A 19,019-nucleotide genomic window follows, 5' to 3' on the forward strand; every position below is an offset into this window, starting at 1 on the left:
TCTGGTGTTTACCCCGATGATTCAGACCTCACCCCGTAAAGCCCTTCAGCTGCGTATGTGGGCGCTGTTTATGTTCTTCTTTATCCCAGGGCTACTGATGGCCTCCTGGGCGACACGCACCCCGGCAATCCGCGATATTTTGTCCGTCTCAACGGCAGAGATGGGCATTGTGCTGTTTGGCCTGTCGATAGGCTCCATGAGCGGCATTCTCTGCTCTGCATGGCTGGTGAAGCGCTTTGGTACGCGTACGGTGATCCGCACCACGATGTGCTGTGCAGTCGCCGGGATGCTGGTGCTGAGTGTGGCCCTGTGGTTCGCCTCACCAGTTCTGTTTGCCCTGGGGCTGACGGTATTTGGTGGTAGCTTCGGTGCGGCAGAAGTTTCCATCAACGTTGAAGGCGCTGCCGTAGAACGCGAGATGAACAAGACGGTGCTGCCGATGATGCACGGTTTTTACAGCCTCGGCACGCTGGCGGGCGCAGGTGTGGGGATGGCGCTGACGGCATTGGGTATTGCCGCGAATCTGCACATTTTACTGGCGGCGCTGGTCTGTATTGTGCCGATCCTGACCGGCATCAGAGCCATTCCTGACGGCACGGGTAAGAACTCCTCTGACGAACAAAAAACGGTACAAAAAGGGCTGCCGTTCTACCGCGACATTCAGCTGATGCTGATTGGCGTGGTGGTGCTGGCAATGGCCTTTGCCGAAGGCTCTGCCAACGACTGGCTGCCACTGCTGATGGTGGACGGTCACGGGTTTAGCCCAACGTCCGGCTCGCTTATCTACGCCGGGTTTACGCTGGGGATGACCGTCGGACGCTTTACCGGCGGCTGGTTTATCGACCGCTACAGCCGCGTCACGGTAGTACGTGCCAGCGCCCTGCTCGGTGGGTTAGGCATCGCGATGATCATCTTTGTCGATGTGGACTGGATTGCCGGAGTCTCGGTGATCCTGTGGGGACTGGGTGCCTCACTGGGCTTCCCGCTCACCATTTCTGCCGCCAGCGATACCGGCCCGGATGCCCCGACGCGCGTCAGCGTGGTCGCCACCACGGGCTATCTCGCCTTCCTGGTGGGCCCTCCGTTGCTCGGCTTCCTCGGTGAGCACTACGGGTTGCGCAGTGCCATGCTGGTGGTGTTAGGGTTAGTGGTTATTGCAGCGCTGGTGGCGCGCGCAGTGGCAAAACCGGAAACAGAACAGACGACACTGGAGAAGGGATATGAGCGTTAAACTGATTGCAGTCGACATGGATGGCACCTTTCTGAGCGACGCGAAGACCTATAATCGCGAGCGTTTTCTGGCGCAGTATGCGCGCATGAAGGAACAAGGTATTCGCTTTGTGGTCGCCAGCGGTAACCAGTATTACCAGCTGATTTCGTTTTTCCCGGAGATCGCGCATGAAATTGCGTTTGTCGCCGAAAACGGCGGTTGGGTAGTCAGCGCCGGGGAAGATGTCTTTAACGGCGAACTGTCGAAAGACCACTTCAACACCGTCGCCACCGTGCTAAGCGGTGTCCCCGGCATAGAGATTATCGCCTGCGGGAAAGGCAGTGCTTACACCCTGAAAGAGTATGACGAGGTCTTCAAAGACATCGCAGCGAAGTACTATCATCGCCTCGAAATGGTGAATGATTTCGACAACCTGAACGATATTTTCTTCAAATTCGGGCTTAACGTCTCTGACGATGACATTCCGCGCATTCAGGCAATGCTGCATGAAAAGCTCAACGACATCATGGTGCCCGTCACCACTGGCCACGGCAGCATCGACCTGATTATCCCCGGCGTGCATAAAGCCAACGGGCTGCGAATTTTGCAGAAACGCTGGGGGATTGACGACCGCGAAGTGGTGGCCTTTGGCGACAGCGGCAACGACGTGGAGATGTTGCATCAGTCAGGGTTCAGCTTTGCGATGGCCAATGCCCGGCCGCATATTAAAGCAGCCGCCCGCTTTGAAGCACCGCACAATAATGACGAAGGTGTACTGGCTGTGATCGAGAAGGTGTTGAACGGGGAAGCGCCATTTCATTGACGCTGTGCGGTCTGGTTCCCTCTCCCACAGGGAGAGGGAACAAAAACTTATGGCTGTAGCGCATTCCCGACGCGTTTATCTTTCAGGAACACCACCATCAGCCCCAGCCACAGCACACCATTGGCAAGGTTGAACAGGCTGAACAGCCCATTGCCGCCCATCGCGTAAGCGTGCTTGCTCACCTCGATACCGACGGTGAAAATCAACATCTGCAACATCCCCATCGCCGCAGACACGGTACCTTTACTCATATCACTGGCAAACAGCGTCAGACGCACCAGCCCGGCGTTCGCCAGGCCAATACCAAAGGCATAAACACTCAGCCCCGCCGTCATCCACAGGTAAGCATGCGACGATGCCACTGTAGCAACGGCCGCCATAATCAGCCCTGCCACAATCGGCCAGCCGCCCATAATAATCAGCGAACGCACGGTACGACGAGACGTCAGACGAGCCAGCGTCAGGTTACCGATTATCAGCGCACCAAAAATCGGTACCTGCAACATGCCGTACTCGTAACTGCTGAGCTTCTCGCCGCTGATGATAATCACCGGAGACTGGGCAATCCATGCCAGCAACGGCAGGCTGACGAACCCCAGCGCCAGTGCTCCCGCAACAAAGCGAACGTTTTTCAGCACCAATTTGTAATCACGCCCCAGCTCTTTGAGCGACAGCGTTTCACCCAGCCGGGTAGCCGTTTCCGGCATCGCGCGGTGCAGGCCAAAGAAAGCGATGGCGGCAAATGCGGCAAACAGCACAAACATCCCTTCCCACGGCGCAACATGTATCCACGCGGCTCCCACCAGCGGCCCCAGCAGCGGGGCAATTAGCGCCACATTCGCCATCAGCGCGGTAATTTTGATACACATCGCCTCTTCAAATGACTCCTGGATCGCGGCGTATCCCACAGCACCGATGAAGCACAGGCTCACCCCCTGCAGGAAGCGCAGCAGGGTAAATTGTTCAATGTTTTGCGCCAGCAGCGTGGCGAGGCAGGTCACGATAAACCATACCACACCCGTTAACATTACCGGGCGACGGCCAATACGATCCGACAGCGGGCCTAACAGCCACTGCAAAAACATACCGCCAGCCAGATAGGCGGTCATCGACGTTGGCACCCACTCAATCCCTGCGTTGTACTGTTCCACAACGGCCAGCATACCCGGCTGGATCATATCGTTGCCGATATAGGTAGAGAATTCGTAGAGCACCAGACACAGAGGGAAAAGTAACGCCTGACGACCCAGACGCGTACCGGAAGAAGAACGGTTTAACATGCAATCTCTTTATGGTGAAAAATCGCGGCGAGTGTAATGAATTGCCGCAGTCTGAAATAGTAAGTTATCGAGAAGAAACAGAAATAAAGCTTATATCGTCTTTGTTTAAGGTTTCCTTAAGTTGACACTATTATGATAACTCCATTTCATGTCACCGATCAAAATTATGGCACAGACCTCCAGCCGTTCAGAATTGTCTAAGTTACCAACAATTAAGACAACACAACTTTACCGTTTACCCGCTCGATTTTATGGTTATCAGCTTTTCGTGCTGATCGCCCTCGCCGTGCTGTTTACCTGGCTATCTCGCGATGAAACGCTCGATAAATGGATCACCGGCTTTTGGTATGACGCGGCAACCCAGAGTTTTCCGCTGCAGAAAAACCATCTGCTGGATCTGCTGAACCACCGGATGGCGAAGTACATCGCTATCGCGTTGGGCGCAGTGGCGTTGTTATACGGCGCTTACAAACGCAACGCAAAGCTGGTGACGGGTGCGCTGTTGATGGGGCTTGGTGCGCTGGTGGTTGGTGCGCTGAAAAGTATTAGCCATCACAGCTGCCCGTGGGATCTGGTGGAGTATGGCGGTAAGGCCGTCTCTTACCCTCTGTTCAGCGCGGCTCCGGCAGACAGTGGTCCTGGGCGCTGCTTCCCCGGTGGTCATGCCTCCAGCGGCTTTATGGTGATGGGCTTGTTTTTTGCTTTCTGGCGCGATCGTCCACGTCTGGCCTGGTGCTTTGTCGCCCTGGGCGTGGTGTTAGGGCTGGCAATGGGTTACGGGCAGGTCATGCGCGGGGCACATTTCTTCTCTCACAACCTGTGGGCTGGGTGGTGGGTCTGGTTTTCCCAGGTGGTGGTCTACGGACTGGTATCCACCCGGTTTGCTAAAGGGTAATGACACTATGTTAGAGCATTTGAATTACGGGCTGTTTTATCTGATCAACGCCACCCCGGCGTCACCGGAGTGGATGATCGATACAGCCACTTTTTTTGCAAAGGATCTGATCAGCATTGTTCCTGTCCTGGCCGCTATTCTCTGGCTGTGGGGTCCACGCGACCAGGTGACCGCACGACGTCAGTTGGTTATCAAGGTCGGGATGGCACTCGTCGTGAGCGTGCTGGTGAGCTTTATGCTGGGACATCTGTTCCCGCACGATCGTCCTTTCGTCGCTCACGCAGGCTATACCTTCCTGCACCATGCGCCGGATGATTCCTTCCCGAGCGATCACGGCACGGTGATCTTCACCTTCGCGCTGGCATTCCTGTTCTGGCATCGCCTGTGGTCTGGCGCACTGCTGATGGTGGTTGCAGCGGCAATCGCCTGGTCTCGTGTTTACCTGGGCGTCCACTGGCCACTGGATATGGTGGGTGGCTTCCTCGTGGGGCTGATTGGCTGCGTAAGCGCGGCGATCCTGTGGAGTCTCGTTGGTCAGGTGCTCTACCGCGGGCTGTCCCGGGTTTATCACGTCCTGTTTGCCATCCCGATCCGCAAAGGCTGGGTGCGTGACTAACCCCAGTCCGACAGGTTACACTTGAGCCCCCGCCCTGCGGGGGTTCACTTTTTCAGCCCGAGGATCTATGGAAACACGACGCGATGACCGCATAGCTCAGCTGCTACAGGCGCTGAAGCGCAGTGATAAACTGCACCTCAAAGAAGCTGCAACCCTGCTCGGCGTCTCTGAGATGACCATTCGTCGTGACCTGAACAGCGAGAGTGCCCCCGTCGTTTTGCTGGGTGGGTATATTGTGCTGGAGCCGCGTAGCGCCAGCCATTATCTGATAAGCGATCAAAAAACGCGCCTGGTTGAAGAGAAACGCAAAGCCGCGCGGCTTGCCGCTTCACTGGTACAGCCCCACCAGACGCTGTTTTTTGACTGCGGAACCACCACGCCGTGGATCATTGAAGCAATCGACAGCAGCATCCCTTTTACTGCCGTATGCTATTCACTGAACACCTTCCTGGCGCTGCAGGAAAAACCCGAGTGTCGGGTGATCCTCTGCGGCGGAGAGTTCCACGCCAGCAATGCGATTTTCAAACCCCTGAATCTGCAGGACACGCTCAGCAATTTATGCCCGGATATCGCTTTTTATTCTGCGGCGGGAGTGAATGTCCGTCAGGGCGCAACCTGCTTTAATCTGGAAGAGTTGCCGGTGAAGCGCTGGGCGTTAAACGCGGCGCAGTACCATGTCCTGGTGGTCGATCACAGTAAGTTTGGCAAAGTACGTGCGGCAAGAATGGGTGAACTGTCGGGCTTTAACGCTATCGTGAGTGATTGCCGACCAGATGAAGAGATCGTGGCACACGCGAAGGCACAGCAGATTAAGTTGATGTATTGAGTCGTACGGTGCGGCCTGATCCCCCCTCCCACAGGGAGAGGGGGAAAAGAATGCAGGCCGTCACCCGACAAAAAGCTTAGAACCAACTCCCAAACCACGTGTGGAGTTTCATCATCACGAAATCCCACATCCGGCTGAAGAAGCCGCCCTCTTCTACCGCTTCCATCACAATCAGCGGACGCTGCTCAATCGATTTGCCGTTAAGCTGGAAGTCAATCGTCCCGACCACCTGGCCTTTTTTCAGCGGCGCGGTAAGCTGGCTCTCGGTCAGGGTGTAGCTGGCTTTCAGGTTTTTCAGCTGGCCGCGCGGAATGGTTACCGAACCGCCCTCACCGGCCCCCAGATTAACCTCGCTCTTGTCACCAAACCACACGCGCTGGCTGACAAACGTGGCATCCGGTTTAATTGGCGTCACGGTTTCAAAGAAGCGGAAGCCCCAGGTCAGCAGTTTTTCCGATTCGTTAAAACGAATGCGGTCAGTCTTCGTCCCCAGTACCACCGAAATCAGGCGCATATCGCCCTGAGTCGCGGAAGCCACCAGGTTGTAACCCGCACCGGCCGTGGTGCCGGTCTTCATCCCGTCAACGTTGATGTTACTGCTCCACAGCAGGCGGTTACGGTTAGGCTGGCGGATCTTATTGAAGGTGAACTCTTTCTCTTTATGGATGGCATATTCATCCGGCACGTCGTGGATCAGCGCCTTCCCGAGCAACGCCATATCGCGCGCGGTGCTGAACTGGCCCGGTGCATCGAGGCCGTGAACCGTTTTAAAGGTGGTTTTGTTCAGACCCAGCTTTTGCGCGTAGCCGTTCATCAGGCCGATAAACGAGTCCTGGCTGCCCGCGACATAATCCGCCAGCGCAATACAGGCATCGTTACCCGACTGGATAATCACCCCTTTATTCAAATCTGAGACGGAAACCTGATCCCCGGGCTTCAGGAACATCACAGACGACCCACGCAGTGCAGGGTTGCCGGTCGCCCAGGCATCTTTTCCGATGGTAACCATATCCTCAAGCTTGATCTTGCCCGCTTTTAACGCCTGGCCGACCACATAGCTGGTCATTATTTTGGTCAGACTGGCCGGGTCAAGCTGTTCGTCGGCATTGCCTTCCGCCAGCACTTTTCCGCTGGAATAATCCATCAGGATCCAGGCGCGCGCATCAACCGGCGGCGCTTCAGGCGCAGCCTGCTCAGCCGCATAAAGAGTTGGTGCAAACAGGAAAAGGAGCGCAGAGCCTGCCGCCAGGCTGCGCAGAGAAGTCAATTTTCGCGTCATAAATGCCACCCGAGTATCCATTCAAATAATTATGTCACATCACCGTATCGCAAGAAGCGATGAGTAATAGCGCACTAAAACGGTTAAAGAAACCTAAACCAGGTAAAGTTTTTAAAGTTTATGCAATAACATTCGGATACGCTTTGATTCGAACGATTTTTTTGTCTTCTGTTGCGTAATTGTTAGGTTTATCTCACCATGACAAATCGCTGGCTCTGATTCACATCTCAGGTTGTTTGACTATTTCGGGAGTTAATATGATTACGCTGTGGGGCAGGAACAATTCGACCAACGTTAAAAAGGTGCTCTGGACGCTGGAAGAGCTGGATTTACCGTTTAAGCAGGTGATGGCGGGCATGCAGTTTGGGGTCAACAAAGAGGCGGAGTATCTGGCCATGAACCCAAACGGTCTGGTGCCATTGCTGCGCGATGAAGAGACCAACGCTACGCTATGGGAGTCCAACACCATTGTGCGTTACCTCGCGGCTCAGTACGGCCAGGGGCGTCTGTGGGTGGAAAGCCCGGTGCAGCGTGCTCAGGGTGAAAAGTGGATGGACTGGGCAAACCAGACGCTCTCTCCCACCCACCGTGTGATCCTGATGGGGTTAGTCAGAACGCCGGAAGCCGAACGCGACTATCCCGCTATCCATGCCGCACAAGATGCCTGTGAAGCCCTTTTCGCAATGATGGACAACGAACTGGCGAAGCACACGTGGTTCTCGGGTGAGACATTTGGCGTGGGGGATATTGCTGTTGCGCCCTTCGTCTGGAACCTGACCAACATGGGCCTGACGTGGACGCCACGTCCGCATCTTGAGCGCTGGCTCCGCCAGCTTAGCGAGCGTCCGGCGTACCGTCATGCTGTGATGATCCCGGTAAGCTGATTACGCACCGCCGGACGGGCTCATTTTCAACCGCGACCCGTCCGTCTCATCGGTCAGAACATACAGATAACATGTCATCAGAAGGGGGAGTTGCCTCCCCCGGGCTTAGTGCTGTTCAAGCGTCGCGTGCTCGTTCAGACACATGATGCAAAGAGAGATCGTAGTCAGGCAGTGTTCGAGCTTCTCCGCGTTGACGGCTATAAACGTCGGGCAGTCGTGGCGTCCGGTCATCAAACATACCCCTGCAATGGAGAGCACCTCAGCGGCTCGACGCAGAGCAATCAGCTCGCTTTCAGCGTATTCCGCTTTCAGGATGGGTGCTTTTTCACGCATGAAATTGCAAAGTTCAAAGAAATTATCACGCAGATGTTCGCTTTCGCTGACTGACATATACCCTTTTGCCTTCCTCAACTGCAGGTATGCGGCAAGGTCGATTCGGGCGTTGATCAGCTTGTTAAGCAGATCGCGTTTCAGTCTGTCAACGGACATGCTATTTCCTCCTCTGTCAGCCATTATGCACCTTCAGAATAAGTTCATTTTTTGTACAGTTTAATGCTTCAGATCAATAAAACATAACTGATTAACATCATTTACAATGTTACAACTTTAAGCCCTGCGGGGCACAAATTCCCGGCATGTGCTATTTTTTCTACAGGATTGAATGGCCTGCGACAGCGCCAGTGCTGGAGGGATTATGTCGACAATACCGGCGTCCGAAAAAATATGTTCGCTTTCAAAGATTGACCTGAATCTGCTCACCCTCTTTTGCTTAATCTATAGCGTGGGTAGCATTTCTAAAGTCGCCGACATGCTGGACATTTCCCCCTCTGCCGTCAGCCAGTCGCTGCGAAAACTGCGCGAAATGATGGGGGACAACCTTTTTGTTCGTAGCGGAAACATGCTGCTGCCGACGGTGTTTTCCGATGAGCTTTACGACAACACGGTTCCGATAATCGACAAGCTCTCCACACTGTTACCTGGCTCAACGCCCTCGCCCAAAAAAAGAGTCACTCTGTATACCGAATCCTTTGTTTCTCCGCTGGTGGTACCTGAATTAACGGAAAAGCTCCTCGAAACGAATTCTGACATTAGCCTGCTACATCGCACTGCCGACCTGAACGAACAAAAAATTACCGAGCTGCTCAACATGCGCCAGGCCGATGTGGTGTTCTCCACCCTTTCGGTGGAAAACAGCAACATCAGCTGCCAGAAAGTGTGCAAGGTGAACCTGGTGCTGGTGGCCGCACAGGATAACTCGCTCTACGGAAACGTGATTGATGAAGAGTCGTTCAGAAATGCCAGTCTGGTGGGCTATAACACCAAAAATGAAAAAATCATTTATTACCGCAGTATTGTTGACAAAAAATTCCGCTCCAGCGACCGCTGTCTGCTCACCACCTCTTTTGCCTCCATTCTGATTATCATCGCCAGAACGCAGTGCCTGGGAATTATCCCGGAGCGCGCCTTCGCCACCTACTCGGAGATGTACAAGCTCAGGCGAATTGACACACCGTTCCCACTACCGCAATTCAGCATTTACTCCTCATACAGAAAAGAGAGCAATACATTGCTCTCTTCTGTGCTGAATGATCTGCTGCTCCAGACGACCTAGAGCCGCGTTTTGCCGATATGCCAGATAGTGTCGGCATATTCCTGAATAGCGCGGTCAGACGAGAAATACCCCATATTGGCAATATTGTGCATTGCCCGGGCTGTCCACTCCCGTGGCTGACGGTACAGCTCATCCACCTGATCCTGACACTCAACGTAGCTGCGATAATCCGCAAGCACCTGATAATAGTCGCCAAAATTGATTAATGAATCCAGCAGGTTACGGTAACGCCCTGGCTCCTGCGGGCTAAATTTCCCGGTGCCAATCTGCGTCAGCACCTGGTGCAGCGCTTCATCCTGCTCAAAGATATCGTGCGGGTTATAGCCGCCACGGCGCAGCATTTCCACTTCTTCTGCCGTATTGCCGAAGATGAAGAAATTGTTCTCGCCAACATACTCACGCATCTCAATATTCGCCCCATCCAGCGTACCGATGGTCAGCGCGCCGTTAAGTGCAAATTTCATGTTGCTGGTACCAGAGGCTTCGGTCCCCGCCAGCGAAATCTGTTCAGAGAGATCGGCTGCCGGAATAATCATCTGTGCCAGGCTGACGCTGTAATCCGGGATAAAGACCACCTTGAGCCGGTTACCCATCTGCGGATCGTTATTCACCACCTGCGCCACGTCGTTAATCAGACGAATAATTTGCTTCGCCATAAAGTACGACGAGGCGGCCTTACCGGCGAAGATATTGACGCGCGGGACCCAGTTCACCTCCGGATCGGCCTTGATGCGGTTATAACGGGTGATGATATGCAGCACGTTCAACAGCTGACGCTTGTATTCATGAATACGTTTCACCTGCACATCGAACAGCGCCCCGGGGTTAACCACGACGTTAAAGTGCGTGGCAATGTAGTCGGCAAGACGCTTTTTATTTTCCCGTTTCGCCCGACAAATAGCCGCGTTTACCGTTGGATAATCAATACAGGATTTCAGATCGCTGAGCTGGTTTAAGTCGGTTCGCCAGGCCGGGCCAATGTTGGTATCCAGCACGTCGGAGAGCGACGGGTTGGCAAGCGCCAGCCAGCGACGGGCAGTCACCCCGTTGGTCACGTTGGTAAAACGCGTCGGGAAGATGCGCGCAAAATCAGCAAACAACGACTGCGCCATCAAATCAGAATGCAGTTCAGAGACGCCATTTACCTTATAACTGGCTACGACCGCCAGCCATGCCATGCGCACCACGCGGCCATGCGATTCGTCGATTAGCGATACGCGGCGCAGCAGCCCGCTATCCCCACCATGCACATCACACACTTTCTTCAGGAAACGGTCATTAATCTCGAAAATAATCTGCAGATGACGCGGCAGAATACGGCTCAGCATCTCTACCGGCCAGGTTTCCAGTGCTTCGCTCATCAACGTATGGTTGGTGTAAGAGAAAATCTGGCTCGTGATATCCCAGGCCTTTTCCCAGCTGAATTTATGCTCATCGATCAACACGCGCATCAGCTCCGGAATGGAGAGTACCGGATGCGTATCGTTGAGATGAATGGCCACTTTCCCGGCCAGGTTATCCCATGTTTTATGCAGCATATAATGGCGATTCAGGATGTCCTGAATCGTCGCCGAGGCCAGGAAGTAGGCCTGACGCAGACGCAATTCGCGCCCGGCTTCCGTCGAGTCATCCGGATAGAGTACCCGCGAGATTTTGTCGTAGTGATAGCTATTTTCCTCCGGCAGGGAAACATCCTCCTGCGCAAGGCGAGCGGAATTAATCTCACTATTCACCTGGACATTCCACAGACGCAGCGTATTGGTGGTATCCGTTTTATAACCGGGAATAATCTGGTCGTGTGCCACGGCCAGGATCTCTTCAGTATCAACCCAGCGGGTTCTACCACCTTCGTGCTGAAGCCGTCCGCCAAAGCGGATTTTATAATGGGTATTATGGCGTTTAAATTCCCACGGGTTACCATATTCCAGCCAATAATCCGGCGTCTCTTTTTGGCGACCATCAATAATACTTTGTTTGAACATACCGTAATTATAGCGAATACCGTACCCGCAACCCGGCAAGCCAAGCGTAGCCAGCGAATCCAGGAAACAGGCCGCCAGACGGCCCAAACCGCCATTGCCTAACCCCGGGTCGTTTTCTTCATCGATAAGTTCTTCCAGGTCCAGCCCAATGGACTCCAGCGCGCCTTTGACATCATCATAAATCCCCAGAGATAACAGAGAATTGGATAATGTCCGACCAATTAAAAACTCCATTGAAAGGTAATAGACCTGCCGCTCGTCCTGAGAAAATTGCGCGCGGTTAGACCGGTGCCAGCGCTCGACCAGCTGGTCGCGCACGGCGTACAGCGTGGCATTTAGCCATTCACGGTTGGTGGCAATGACCGGATCTTTACCAACGATATAAAGTAATTTTTCGACAATCGTTTTTTTCAGCGTTTCAATGTCGGTGCGATAAGCTGTGCGAACAACGGAATTTTGCATAGGAAACCCTCTTCAGGCAACTGAATAAATTTGGGGGTAAACAGGTAAAAGTGGAATCTGGAATAATGCAGGGATTACAGTTTGCGTTTATTAATTTTATTTTTAATGGCAAGTTTTAATTCAGATCTAATTTTGCGCGGGGTCAGTCCGGTCGCAACCGCAATGTAAGGCAGGTTTACGCCGTGAGCGTGAAGGGTTTTGGCCATAGCAACTTTGGATTGCACATGAATATCTTTCATTAATAACCTCATCAGTGTTGTTGATGGGATGAAAGATACCACCTGCTTCTTTTTTAGCCAATTAGCAACGCTTAAAGCCGGGATAAGTAATTCTAAACAGTGTTGGTTAGCAAAGCGGTTAACCCGGACCAGGCCACATCAGCACACAGACCTGTATAAATCCCCTGCAGAACGCTGTAAAATCCCGCCCTGACAACTCCATAATTGATGAATTTTTAACCTATGAGCAATGTTACGCACCAGCCGAAAATCGGCTTCGTCTCCCTGGGCTGCCCGAAAAACCTGGTGGATTCTGAACGTATCCTGACCGAACTTCGCACCGAAGGCTATGACGTGGTGCCAAGCTACGACAACGCCGACATGGTGATCGTCAATACCTGCGGGTTTATCGACAGTGCGGTTCAGGAGTCTCTGGAAGCCATCGGTGAAGCCCTGACTGAAAACGGCAAAGTCATCGTGACTGGCTGCCTGGGCGCAAAAGTGGATCAAATCCGCGAAGTACACCCGAAGGTGCTGGAAATCACTGGCCCACACAGCTACGAGCAGGTGCTGGAACATGTTCACCACTACGTGCCAAAACCAAAGCACAACCCGTTCCTGAGCCTGGTACCGGAACAGGGCGTGAAACTGACGCCGCGCCACTATGCATACCTGAAAATTTCCGAAGGCTGCAACCATCGCTGCACCTTCTGCATTATCCCGTCTATGCGTGGCGATCTGGTGAGTCGTCCGATTGGCGAAGTGCTGGCAGAAGCTAAGCGTCTGGCCGACGCGGGCGTGAAGGAACTGCTGGTCATTTCCCAGGATACCTCTGCCTACGGCGTGGACGTGAAGCACCGTTCCGGCTTCCACAACGGTGAACCGGTAAAAACCAGCATGGTCGGCCTGTGCGAACAGCTCTCTAAGCTGGGTATCTGGACGCGTCTGCACTACGTCTACCCTTACCCACATGTTGACGACGTCATCCCGCTGATGGCAGAAGGTAAGATCCTGCCGTACCTGGATATTCCGCTGCAGCATGCCAGCCCGCGTATTCTGAAGCTGATGAAACGCCCAGGTTCCGTTGACCGCCAGCTGGCGCGCATCAAACAGTGGCGTGAAATCTGCCCGGATCTGACCCTGCGTTCCACCTTTATCGTCGGCTTCCCGGGTGAAACCGAAGAAGATTTCCAGATGCTGCTGGACTTCCTGAAAGAAGCGCGTCTGGATCGCGTAGGCTGCTTCAAATACAGCCCGGTAGAAGGCGCAACCGCCAACGAACTGGCTGATCAGGTACCTGAAGAGGTGAAGGAAGAACGCTGGAACCGCTTTATGCAGCTGCAACAGCAGATTTCTGCTGAACGTCTGCAGGAAAAAGTGGGTCGCGAAATTCTGGTGATTATCGATGAAGTCGACGAAGAAGGCGCGATTGGCCGCAGCATGGCGGATGCCCCTGAAATCGACGGCGCGGTGTACCTGAACGGGGAAACCAACGTGAAGCCGGGTGATATCATTCGTGTGAAAGTTGAAAACGCCGACGAGTATGATTTGTGGGGTAGCCGGGTTTAATTCCCCCCTCACCCTGACCCTCTCCCCACTGGGGAGAGGGGAAACCTACCCCTTAATCCTCGTATCCAGCGCGTCGCGCAGCCCATCCCCCAGCAGGTTAAATGCCAGCACGGTCAGGAAAATCGCCAGGCTCGGGAATATCGCCACATGCGGTGCGATCACCATATCCGCCCTCGCCTCATTCAGCATCGCCCCCCATTCCGGCGTCGGTGGTTGTGCCCCTAACCCCAGAAACGACAGGCTGGCCGCCGAGATAATCGACACGCCAATACGCATTGTGAAATAGACCACGATGGACGACACCGTCCCCGGCAGAATATGGCTGAACAGGATGGTGGCATCACTGGCCCCCATACTGCGCGCCGACTCGATAAAGGTTTGCTGTTTAAGTACCAGCGTGTTGCCGCGCACCAGACGGGCAAATGCCGGGATCGAGAAGACCGCCACGGCAACAATCACGTTCGCCATACCGCTGCCCATAATCGCGACAACAGCGATCGCCAGCAGAATGCCGGGGAACGCAAACAAGACGTCGCATATACGCATGATGATCCTGTCCCACCAGCCTTCGTAATACCCGGCAATCAGGCCAAGTACGGTGCCTGTCGCCGCGCCAATCAGTACCGCAAAGACCCCGGCGGCAAGAGAGATCTGTGCCCCCACCAGCACGCGGCTGAAGATATCGCGCCCGAGTGAGTCCACGCCGAACCAGTGCAGCATTGATGGCCCGTCATTCAACCGATCGTAATCAAAGTAGTTTTCGGCATCAAACGGAGCCACCCACGGGGCAATGATCGCCACCACAATCAGCAACAGCACAAACAGCCCTGCCGTCATGGCGACCGGCTGGCGACGAAAACGCCGCCAGAACTCAAACCACGGGGTGCGGATATGATCCGGTTTAAGCCCCGGCATAGCGTTTAAAACGGCCTGACGACGCCAGTTTAACAATCGCATCTTACTTGTACCTGATGGCCGGGTTAATGGCGGCGTAGAGCACGTCCACCACTAAGTTGATAAGAATAAACTCCAGTGAGAAAAGCAGGACTTCCGCCTGAATGACCGGGTAATCACGCATGTCGACTGAATCGACCAGCAGACGCCCCAGCCCTGGCCAGTTGAAGACCTTCTCCACTACGATAGAGCCGCCCAGCAGGAAGCCGAACTGCAGCCCCATCATCGTCACCACCGGGATCATCGCATTACGAAAACCGTGCTTGAGAATGACCCATTTTTCACTCACCCCTTTTGCCCGCGCGGTGCGGATGTAGTCTTCACTCAGCACATCAACAAACGAAGCGCGGGTAAAGCGCGCCATTACCGCCGCAACGGCAGCGCCCAGAGTCAGAGAAGGCAGGATATAGTGCTTCCAGGTATCAGCCCCGACGGTTGGCAGCCAGCCCAGCTCCACGGAGAAAATCTGCATCAGCAGCATCCCGAGCGCAAACGCCGGGAAGGAGATGCCCGTTACCGCCAGTGCCATACCGAGTTTGTCCGGCCAGCGGTTACGCCACACGGCCGCGACAATCCCGGCACTCAGACCAAACAGCACCGCCCAGGTCATACTGGCGATGGTCAGCCAGAACGTCGGCATAAAGCGGCTGGCAATCTCTTCCGATACCGGACGACGCGACACCATTGAGGTGCCAAAATCACCCTGCAGCACATTGCCAATGTAGTGCAGGAACTGCCGGTACAAAGGCTGATCAAGGCCCAGTTGTGTACGTACCCGTTCAATGACCGTAGCATCTGCCTCCGGCCCTGCCACCAACCGGGCCGGATCGCCTGGCAACATATGAACAAACAAAAACACCAGCACCGCCACAATCAGCAGCGTCGGGATAAGCCCCAGCAGGCGTTTACAAACATAATTCAGCATGCCTCTCCCTCTCATCCCACAGATCACCGCCTGCAGGCATGAGTTTTCTTATTTCAAATCTGCATCATCGAAGCTAAAACCCGTATCCGGCATGATGTAGAAGCCAGTCAGCGCCTTGTTATGGGCTGATACCAGTTTTTCCACCACCAGCGGGACCCACGGTGACTCTTTCCAGATGATATCCTGAGCCTCTTTATAGAGGCGCGCTTTCTCTTCCGGTTTGGTGGTTTTCAGCGCGTTGGCCAGGTTTTTGTCCACCTGCGGGTTACTGTAGAACGCGGTGTTGAACAGGGTTGGCGGCCAGTTCTGCGAGGCGAACAGCGGCGAGAGCGCCCAGTCCGCTTCGCCGGTGGAGGCCGACCAGCCGGTGTAGAACATCCGTACGCCGCTCTCTTTCTGCCCTTTTCCTTCCACTTCTGCCGCACGTTGTCCGGCGTCCATCGCGGTAACCTGCGCCTTAATACCCACCTGCGCCAGCTGCTGCTGGGTGAACTGCAGTACCTTCTGCGCGGTACTGTGATTGTGCGACGACCACAGCGTGGTGCTAAAGCCGTTCGGGAAGCCCGCTTCTTTTAGCAACTCGCGCGCTTTAGCCGGATCGTATGGCCACGGTTGATAATTTTGCGAATAGGCGATGGTCGGCGGCAGGACGCCAGTTGCCGGGGTCGCGAAGCCCGCAAAGGCCACCTTCACCAGCGCCTGACGGTTAATTGCATAGTTGATGGCTTCACGCACCTTCGGGTTATCAAACGGTTTCTGCGTGATGTTCATGCTGATATAGCGCTGCATGATGGACGGGCTGGCCACCAGCTCCAGCTTGCTGTTTTTCGCCAGGATCGCCGCCTGCTCATACGGGATCGGGAAGGCAAACTGCGCTTCTCCGGTTTGCAGCATCGCCGCGCGGGTGTTGTTGTCCACCACCGGACGCCAGGTAATGGTATCCAGCTTCGGCAACCCTTGTTGCCAGTAACCGGTATATTTCTTCACCTTCACAAAATCGGTCTGATTCCAGGTAACCAGCTCATACGGGCCGGTGCCGACCGGATGGAAGCCAATCTCTTTACCGTATTTTTTCAGCGCCGCAGGCGAGATCATTGCCGTTGCCGGGTGCGCGAGAATATTGATAAAGGCCGAGAACGGCTCTTTCAGGGTGATCTTCACCGTCGCCGGGTCAACCACCTGGGTGCTGGCAATGGTTTTATAGAGGTTGTAGCGCTTAAGGCTATTTTCCGGGTTGCTGGCACGGTCGAGGTTCACCTTCACCGCCTCAGCGTTAAAATCCGTGCCGTCCTGGAACTTCACGCCGGTTCTGAGCTTAATGGTATACACCAGCCCGTCGTCAGAGACGGTATAGCTCTTCGCCAGCACGTTCATCAGCTTCATCTCTTTATCCAGGCCAAATAGCCCCTGATAGAAAGATTTGGCGACCGCCTGCGAGAGCGTGTCGTTAGCGTCATAAGGATCGAGGGTCGTGAAATTCGATCCAACCGCAACCACGACATCTTTGGCAGCGAACGCGGGTGCGGCGGCCAGGGCTGCCGTCACGCTCGCGGCTAACAGCCATGTCCGGGCAACAAATTTAACCATTGTGTTCTCCTGCCTGTTGTAAGTTATAACCGCGAGAATGCATTGTCCTGACGCGGAGGGGCGACAAAATGACCCGGGCCGACTTCACGCAGCGTCACTCGCTCCATACGCTCGCCCCGTTTACGAATATTGCCCGGCATTTCGTCCTGCAGCAGCACGCGCTGGGCATGACGATGCTCAGGATCGGCAACCGGTACAGCAGCCATCAGCTTACGGGTGTACGGATGTTGCGGGTTTTCAAATACCGCCCGCCGTGGGCCAATCTCAACAATCTGCCCCATGTACATCACCGCCACACGATGGCTGATACGCTCGACCACCGCCATATCGTGCGAGATAAACAGGAACGCAATCCCCATATCCCGCTGCAAATCGAGCAACAGATTAATAATTTGCGCGCGGATGGAGACATCCAGCGCCGAGACGGATTCGTCCGCAATCACCACTTTCGGGTTCAGCGCCAGCGCGCGGGCAATGCAGATGCGCTGCCGCTGGCCACCGGAAAATTCGTGCGGATAACGCCAGGCATGTTCCGGTTTCAGTCCCACGCGCTCCAGCAGCCAGGCGACACGACGCTGCGCGGCGTCACCGTCGAGCAGGTTATGCACACGCAGCGGCTCCATGATCGAGTACCCCACCGTATGGCGCGGGTCGAGGGAGGCATACGGATCCTGAAAAATAAACTGAATATCCCGCCTTACCGCCTGCAGCTTACCGGAAGGCAGGGTATCGATACGTTCACCGTTAAAGGTGATGCTCCCTTCCTGAGACTCCACCAGCCGCAGCAGCGCCCGGCCAGTGGTGGATTTGCCACAGCCGGACTCCCCCACCAGCGCCAGCGTTTCACCGGGCCAGAGATCAAAACTGACATTTTCGACGGCGTGGACTTCGCGCTTCACGCGATTAAACAACCCGCTGCGCAAGGGAAAACGCGTCACCAGCCCCCGGACTTCCAGAATCGGTTTACCCGGCACCACGGTGTCCTGTTCAGTTTCCTGAGTACCGGGTTCACCCGGCGATATCAGCGGAAAGCGTCGCGGCAAATCGCTGCCGTTCATTGCCCCAAGACGGGGTACCGCCGCCAGCAGCGCCTGGGTATAGGGGTGAACAGGCGTATGAAAAATCTGCTCTACGCTGCCCGTTTCCACGGCATTACCCTGGTGCATCACCAGTACGCGATCGGCAATATCCGCCACCACGCCCATATCATGGGTGATGAAAATCACCCCCATCTCCATTTCCTGTTGCAGCACTTTAATAAGCTGCAGGATCTGCGCCTGAATGGTGACATCCAGAGCCGTTGTGGGTTCGTCCGCAATCAGCACCGCCGGGCGGCACGACAGGGCCATCGCAATCATCACCCGCTGGCGCATCCCGCCGGAAAGCTGGTGCGGGTAGCGCGATAAAATGGCCTGCGCCTCCGGAATACGCACCCGTTCCAGCATCCGTTTCGCTTCAAGGAGCGCCTCGTCGCCGCTCAGTCCCTGATGCAAACGGATGGACTCGGCAATCTGTTCACCGACCGGAAAAACCGGGTTCAGCGAGGTCATGGGCTCCTGGAAAATCATCGCGATATCCGCCCCGCGCACACCCTGCATCTGCGAGGCGCTCAGTTCGTTTAAATCGATTACCTGTCGGTTACGGCGGCGCAACAGCATTTTGTCACTGGTCACCTGCCCGCCGGTTTGTTCAAGCAGGCGCATCAGCGCCAGCGCGGTGACCGATTTGCCCGAGCCAGATTCACCGACAATCGCCAGCGTCTCGCCACGATTAAGCGAAAACGATAAATTCTGTACGGCGGGGATAAACTGCCGTTCTTCCTGAAACGCGATATTCAGATGATGAACGGCCAACACTTCGCGGTTGTCCAGCGCTTCACTGTGCGGCACGCTTTGCC

17 protein-coding genes are annotated in these 19,019 nt (G+C 54.9%); 8 read left to right on the top strand and 9 right to left on the bottom strand.

Features of this window, described 5'->3' with window-relative positions:
• Window positions 1–16: 16 nt before the first annotated feature.
• Window positions 17–1,231 (top strand): MFS transporter, encoded by a 1,215-nt coding sequence (locus ACJ9N4_RS01090; protein WP_182274268.1) that lies wholly within the window; start codon window positions 17–19, stop codon window positions 1,229–1,231.
• Entirely contained in the window at window positions 1,221–2,033 is an 813-nt protein-coding gene (locus ACJ9N4_RS01095; protein WP_182919681.1) for a Cof-type HAD-IIB family hydrolase, read from the top strand. Before ACJ9N4_RS01090 ends, ACJ9N4_RS01095 begins: the two co-directional genes overlap by 11 nt.
• 47 nt (window positions 2,034–2,080) lie before the next feature.
• Here ACJ9N4_RS01095 and ACJ9N4_RS01100 read toward each other — a convergent pair whose 3' ends face one another.
• The gene (locus ACJ9N4_RS01100) at window positions 2,081–3,313 is read right to left on the bottom strand and encodes an MFS transporter (protein ID WP_182274266.1); all 1,233 of its coding nucleotides are present in this window, start codon (window positions 3,311–3,313) and stop codon (window positions 2,081–2,083) included.
• Between the two features lie 166 nt (window positions 3,314–3,479).
• Between ACJ9N4_RS01100 and ACJ9N4_RS01105 the strand changes: the two genes are divergently transcribed.
• The 3 genes from ACJ9N4_RS01105 to deoR all read left to right on the top strand — a co-directional run bounded on the left by ACJ9N4_RS01105 (window position 3,480) and on the right by deoR (window position 5,650).
• Complete coding sequence (locus tag ACJ9N4_RS01105; protein WP_182274647.1) at window positions 3,480–4,208, top strand: phosphatase PAP2 family protein; 729 nt, start codon at window positions 3,480–3,482, stop codon at window positions 4,206–4,208.
• A gap of 7 nt (window positions 4,209–4,215) precedes the next feature.
• Window positions 4,216–4,824: an undecaprenyl-diphosphate phosphatase gene (ybjG, locus tag ACJ9N4_RS01110; RefSeq protein WP_182274265.1), complete on the top strand. Its 609-nt coding sequence runs from the start codon at window positions 4,216–4,218 to the stop codon at window positions 4,822–4,824.
• Between the two features lie 67 nt (window positions 4,825–4,891).
• A complete protein-coding gene (deoR, locus tag ACJ9N4_RS01115; RefSeq protein ID WP_182919680.1) occupies window positions 4,892–5,650 on the top strand; it encodes a DNA-binding transcriptional repressor DeoR in 759 nt (252 codons plus the stop codon).
• Window positions 5,651–5,726: 76 nt separating this feature from the next.
• On the opposite strand, the gene dacC is transcribed toward deoR, so the two are convergent.
• Window positions 5,727–6,929: a serine-type D-Ala-D-Ala carboxypeptidase gene (gene dacC, locus ACJ9N4_RS01120; protein WP_182919679.1), complete on the bottom strand. Its 1,203-nt coding sequence runs from the start codon at window positions 6,927–6,929 to the stop codon at window positions 5,727–5,729.
• A gap of 257 nt (window positions 6,930–7,186) precedes the next feature.
• On the opposite strand from dacC, the gene ACJ9N4_RS01125 reads away from it, so the two are divergent.
• A complete protein-coding gene (locus ACJ9N4_RS01125) occupies window positions 7,187–7,813 on the top strand; it encodes a glutathione S-transferase family protein (protein ID WP_182919678.1) in 627 nt (208 codons plus the stop codon).
• Window positions 7,814–7,918: 105 nt separating this feature from the next.
• Here the strand turns inward: ACJ9N4_RS01125 and bssR are convergent, their stop codons facing one another.
• On the bottom strand, window positions 7,919–8,302 hold the full coding sequence (gene bssR, locus ACJ9N4_RS01130; protein ID WP_182274261.1) for a biofilm formation regulator BssR: 384 nt from the start codon (window positions 8,300–8,302) through the stop codon (window positions 7,919–7,921).
• 205 nt (window positions 8,303–8,507) lie between these two features.
• On the opposite strand from bssR, the gene ACJ9N4_RS01135 reads away from it, so the two are divergent.
• The gene (locus ACJ9N4_RS01135) at window positions 8,508–9,425 is read left to right on the top strand and encodes a LysR family transcriptional regulator (RefSeq protein ID WP_411500195.1); all 918 of its coding nucleotides are present in this window, start codon (window positions 8,508–8,510) and stop codon (window positions 9,423–9,425) included.
• On the opposite strand, the gene glgP is transcribed toward ACJ9N4_RS01135, so the two are convergent.
• Both glgP and ACJ9N4_RS01145 read right to left on the bottom strand, forming a co-directional pair.
• Window positions 9,422–11,869, bottom strand: a complete 2,448-nt coding sequence (gene glgP / locus ACJ9N4_RS01140) for a glycogen/starch/alpha-glucan family phosphorylase (protein WP_182919676.1) — start codon at window positions 11,867–11,869, stop codon at window positions 9,422–9,424. The genes ACJ9N4_RS01135 and glgP overlap by 4 nt on opposite strands.
• Window positions 11,870–11,943: 74 nt before the next feature.
• Entirely contained in the window at window positions 11,944–12,108 is a 165-nt protein-coding gene (locus ACJ9N4_RS01145) for a glycine cleavage system protein T (protein ID WP_182919675.1), read from the bottom strand.
• Between the two features lie 222 nt (window positions 12,109–12,330).
• Between ACJ9N4_RS01145 and rimO the strand changes: the two genes are divergently transcribed.
• A complete protein-coding gene (rimO, locus tag ACJ9N4_RS01150; RefSeq protein ID WP_059355489.1) occupies window positions 12,331–13,656 on the top strand; it encodes a 30S ribosomal protein S12 methylthiotransferase RimO in 1,326 nt (441 codons plus the stop codon).
• Window positions 13,657–13,701: 45 nt separating this feature from the next.
• Here the strand turns inward: rimO and gsiD are convergent, their stop codons facing one another.
• The 4 genes from gsiD to gsiA are packed head-to-tail and all read right to left on the bottom strand — an operon-like array spanning window position 13,702 to window position 19,011.
• Window positions 13,702–14,613, bottom strand: a complete 912-nt coding sequence (gsiD, locus tag ACJ9N4_RS01155; protein WP_182274256.1) for a glutathione ABC transporter permease GsiD — start codon at window positions 14,611–14,613, stop codon at window positions 13,702–13,704.
• A 1-nt stretch (window position 14,614) separates the two neighbouring features.
• Complete coding sequence (gsiC, locus tag ACJ9N4_RS01160; protein WP_182919674.1) at window positions 14,615–15,535, bottom strand: glutathione ABC transporter permease GsiC; 921 nt, start codon at window positions 15,533–15,535, stop codon at window positions 14,615–14,617.
• Window positions 15,536–15,583: 48 nt separating this feature from the next.
• Entirely contained in the window at window positions 15,584–17,122 is a 1,539-nt protein-coding gene (gene gsiB / locus ACJ9N4_RS01165) for a glutathione ABC transporter substrate-binding protein GsiB (RefSeq protein WP_182274254.1), read from the bottom strand.
• 23 nt (window positions 17,123–17,145) lie between these two features.
• Window positions 17,146–19,011, bottom strand: a complete 1,866-nt coding sequence (gene gsiA / locus ACJ9N4_RS01170) for a glutathione ABC transporter ATP-binding protein GsiA (protein WP_182919673.1) — start codon at window positions 19,009–19,011, stop codon at window positions 17,146–17,148.
• Window positions 19,012–19,019: the final 8 nt, after the last annotated feature.

It is taken from the genome of Enterobacter sp. LM3 (assembly GCF_046622475.1).
Classification (GTDB): Bacteria; Pseudomonadota; Gammaproteobacteria; order Enterobacterales; family Enterobacteriaceae; genus Enterobacter; species Enterobacter cloacae_P.

Excerpts from the sequence above, each read along its gene's own strand:
- bssR (WP_182274261.1), bottom strand. The coding sequence starts at position 8,302 with ATGTCCGTTGACAGACTGAAACGCGATCTGCTTAACAAGCTGATCAAC.
- ACJ9N4_RS01145 (WP_182919675.1), bottom strand. The coding sequence starts at position 12,108 with ATGAAAGATATTCATGTGCAATCCAAAGTTGCTATGGCCAAAACCCTT.
- ACJ9N4_RS01100 (WP_182274266.1), bottom strand. The coding sequence starts at position 3,313 with ATGTTAAACCGTTCTTCTTCCGGTACGCGTCTGGGTCGTCAGGCGTTA.
- ybjG (WP_182274265.1), top strand. The coding sequence starts at position 4,216 with ATGTTAGAGCATTTGAATTACGGGCTGTTTTATCTGATCAACGCCACC.
- ACJ9N4_RS01095 (WP_182919681.1), top strand. The coding sequence starts at position 1,221 with ATGAGCGTTAAACTGATTGCAGTCGACATGGATGGCACCTTTCTGAGC.
- glgP (WP_182919676.1), bottom strand. The coding sequence starts at position 11,869 with ATGCAAAATTCCGTTGTTCGCACAGCTTATCGCACCGACATTGAAACG.
- dacC (WP_182919679.1), bottom strand. The coding sequence starts at position 6,929 with ATGACGCGAAAATTGACTTCTCTGCGCAGCCTGGCGGCAGGCTCTGCG.
- ACJ9N4_RS01125 (WP_182919678.1), top strand. The coding sequence starts at position 7,187 with ATGATTACGCTGTGGGGCAGGAACAATTCGACCAACGTTAAAAAGGTG.
- rimO (WP_059355489.1), top strand. The coding sequence starts at position 12,331 with ATGAGCAATGTTACGCACCAGCCGAAAATCGGCTTCGTCTCCCTGGGC.
- gsiD (WP_182274256.1), bottom strand. The coding sequence starts at position 14,613 with ATGCGATTGTTAAACTGGCGTCGTCAGGCCGTTTTAAACGCTATGCCG.
- gsiB (WP_182274254.1), bottom strand. The coding sequence starts at position 17,122 with ATGGTTAAATTTGTTGCCCGGACATGGCTGTTAGCCGCGAGCGTGACG.
- ACJ9N4_RS01135 (WP_411500195.1), top strand. The coding sequence starts at position 8,508 with ATGTCGACAATACCGGCGTCCGAAAAAATATGTTCGCTTTCAAAGATT.
- gsiC (WP_182919674.1), bottom strand. The coding sequence starts at position 15,535 with ATGCTGAATTATGTTTGTAAACGCCTGCTGGGGCTTATCCCGACGCTG.
- ACJ9N4_RS01090 (WP_182274268.1), top strand. The coding sequence starts at position 17 with ATGATTCAGACCTCACCCCGTAAAGCCCTTCAGCTGCGTATGTGGGCG.
- deoR (WP_182919680.1), top strand. The coding sequence starts at position 4,892 with ATGGAAACACGACGCGATGACCGCATAGCTCAGCTGCTACAGGCGCTG.
- ACJ9N4_RS01105 (WP_182274647.1), top strand. The coding sequence starts at position 3,480 with ATGGCACAGACCTCCAGCCGTTCAGAATTGTCTAAGTTACCAACAATT.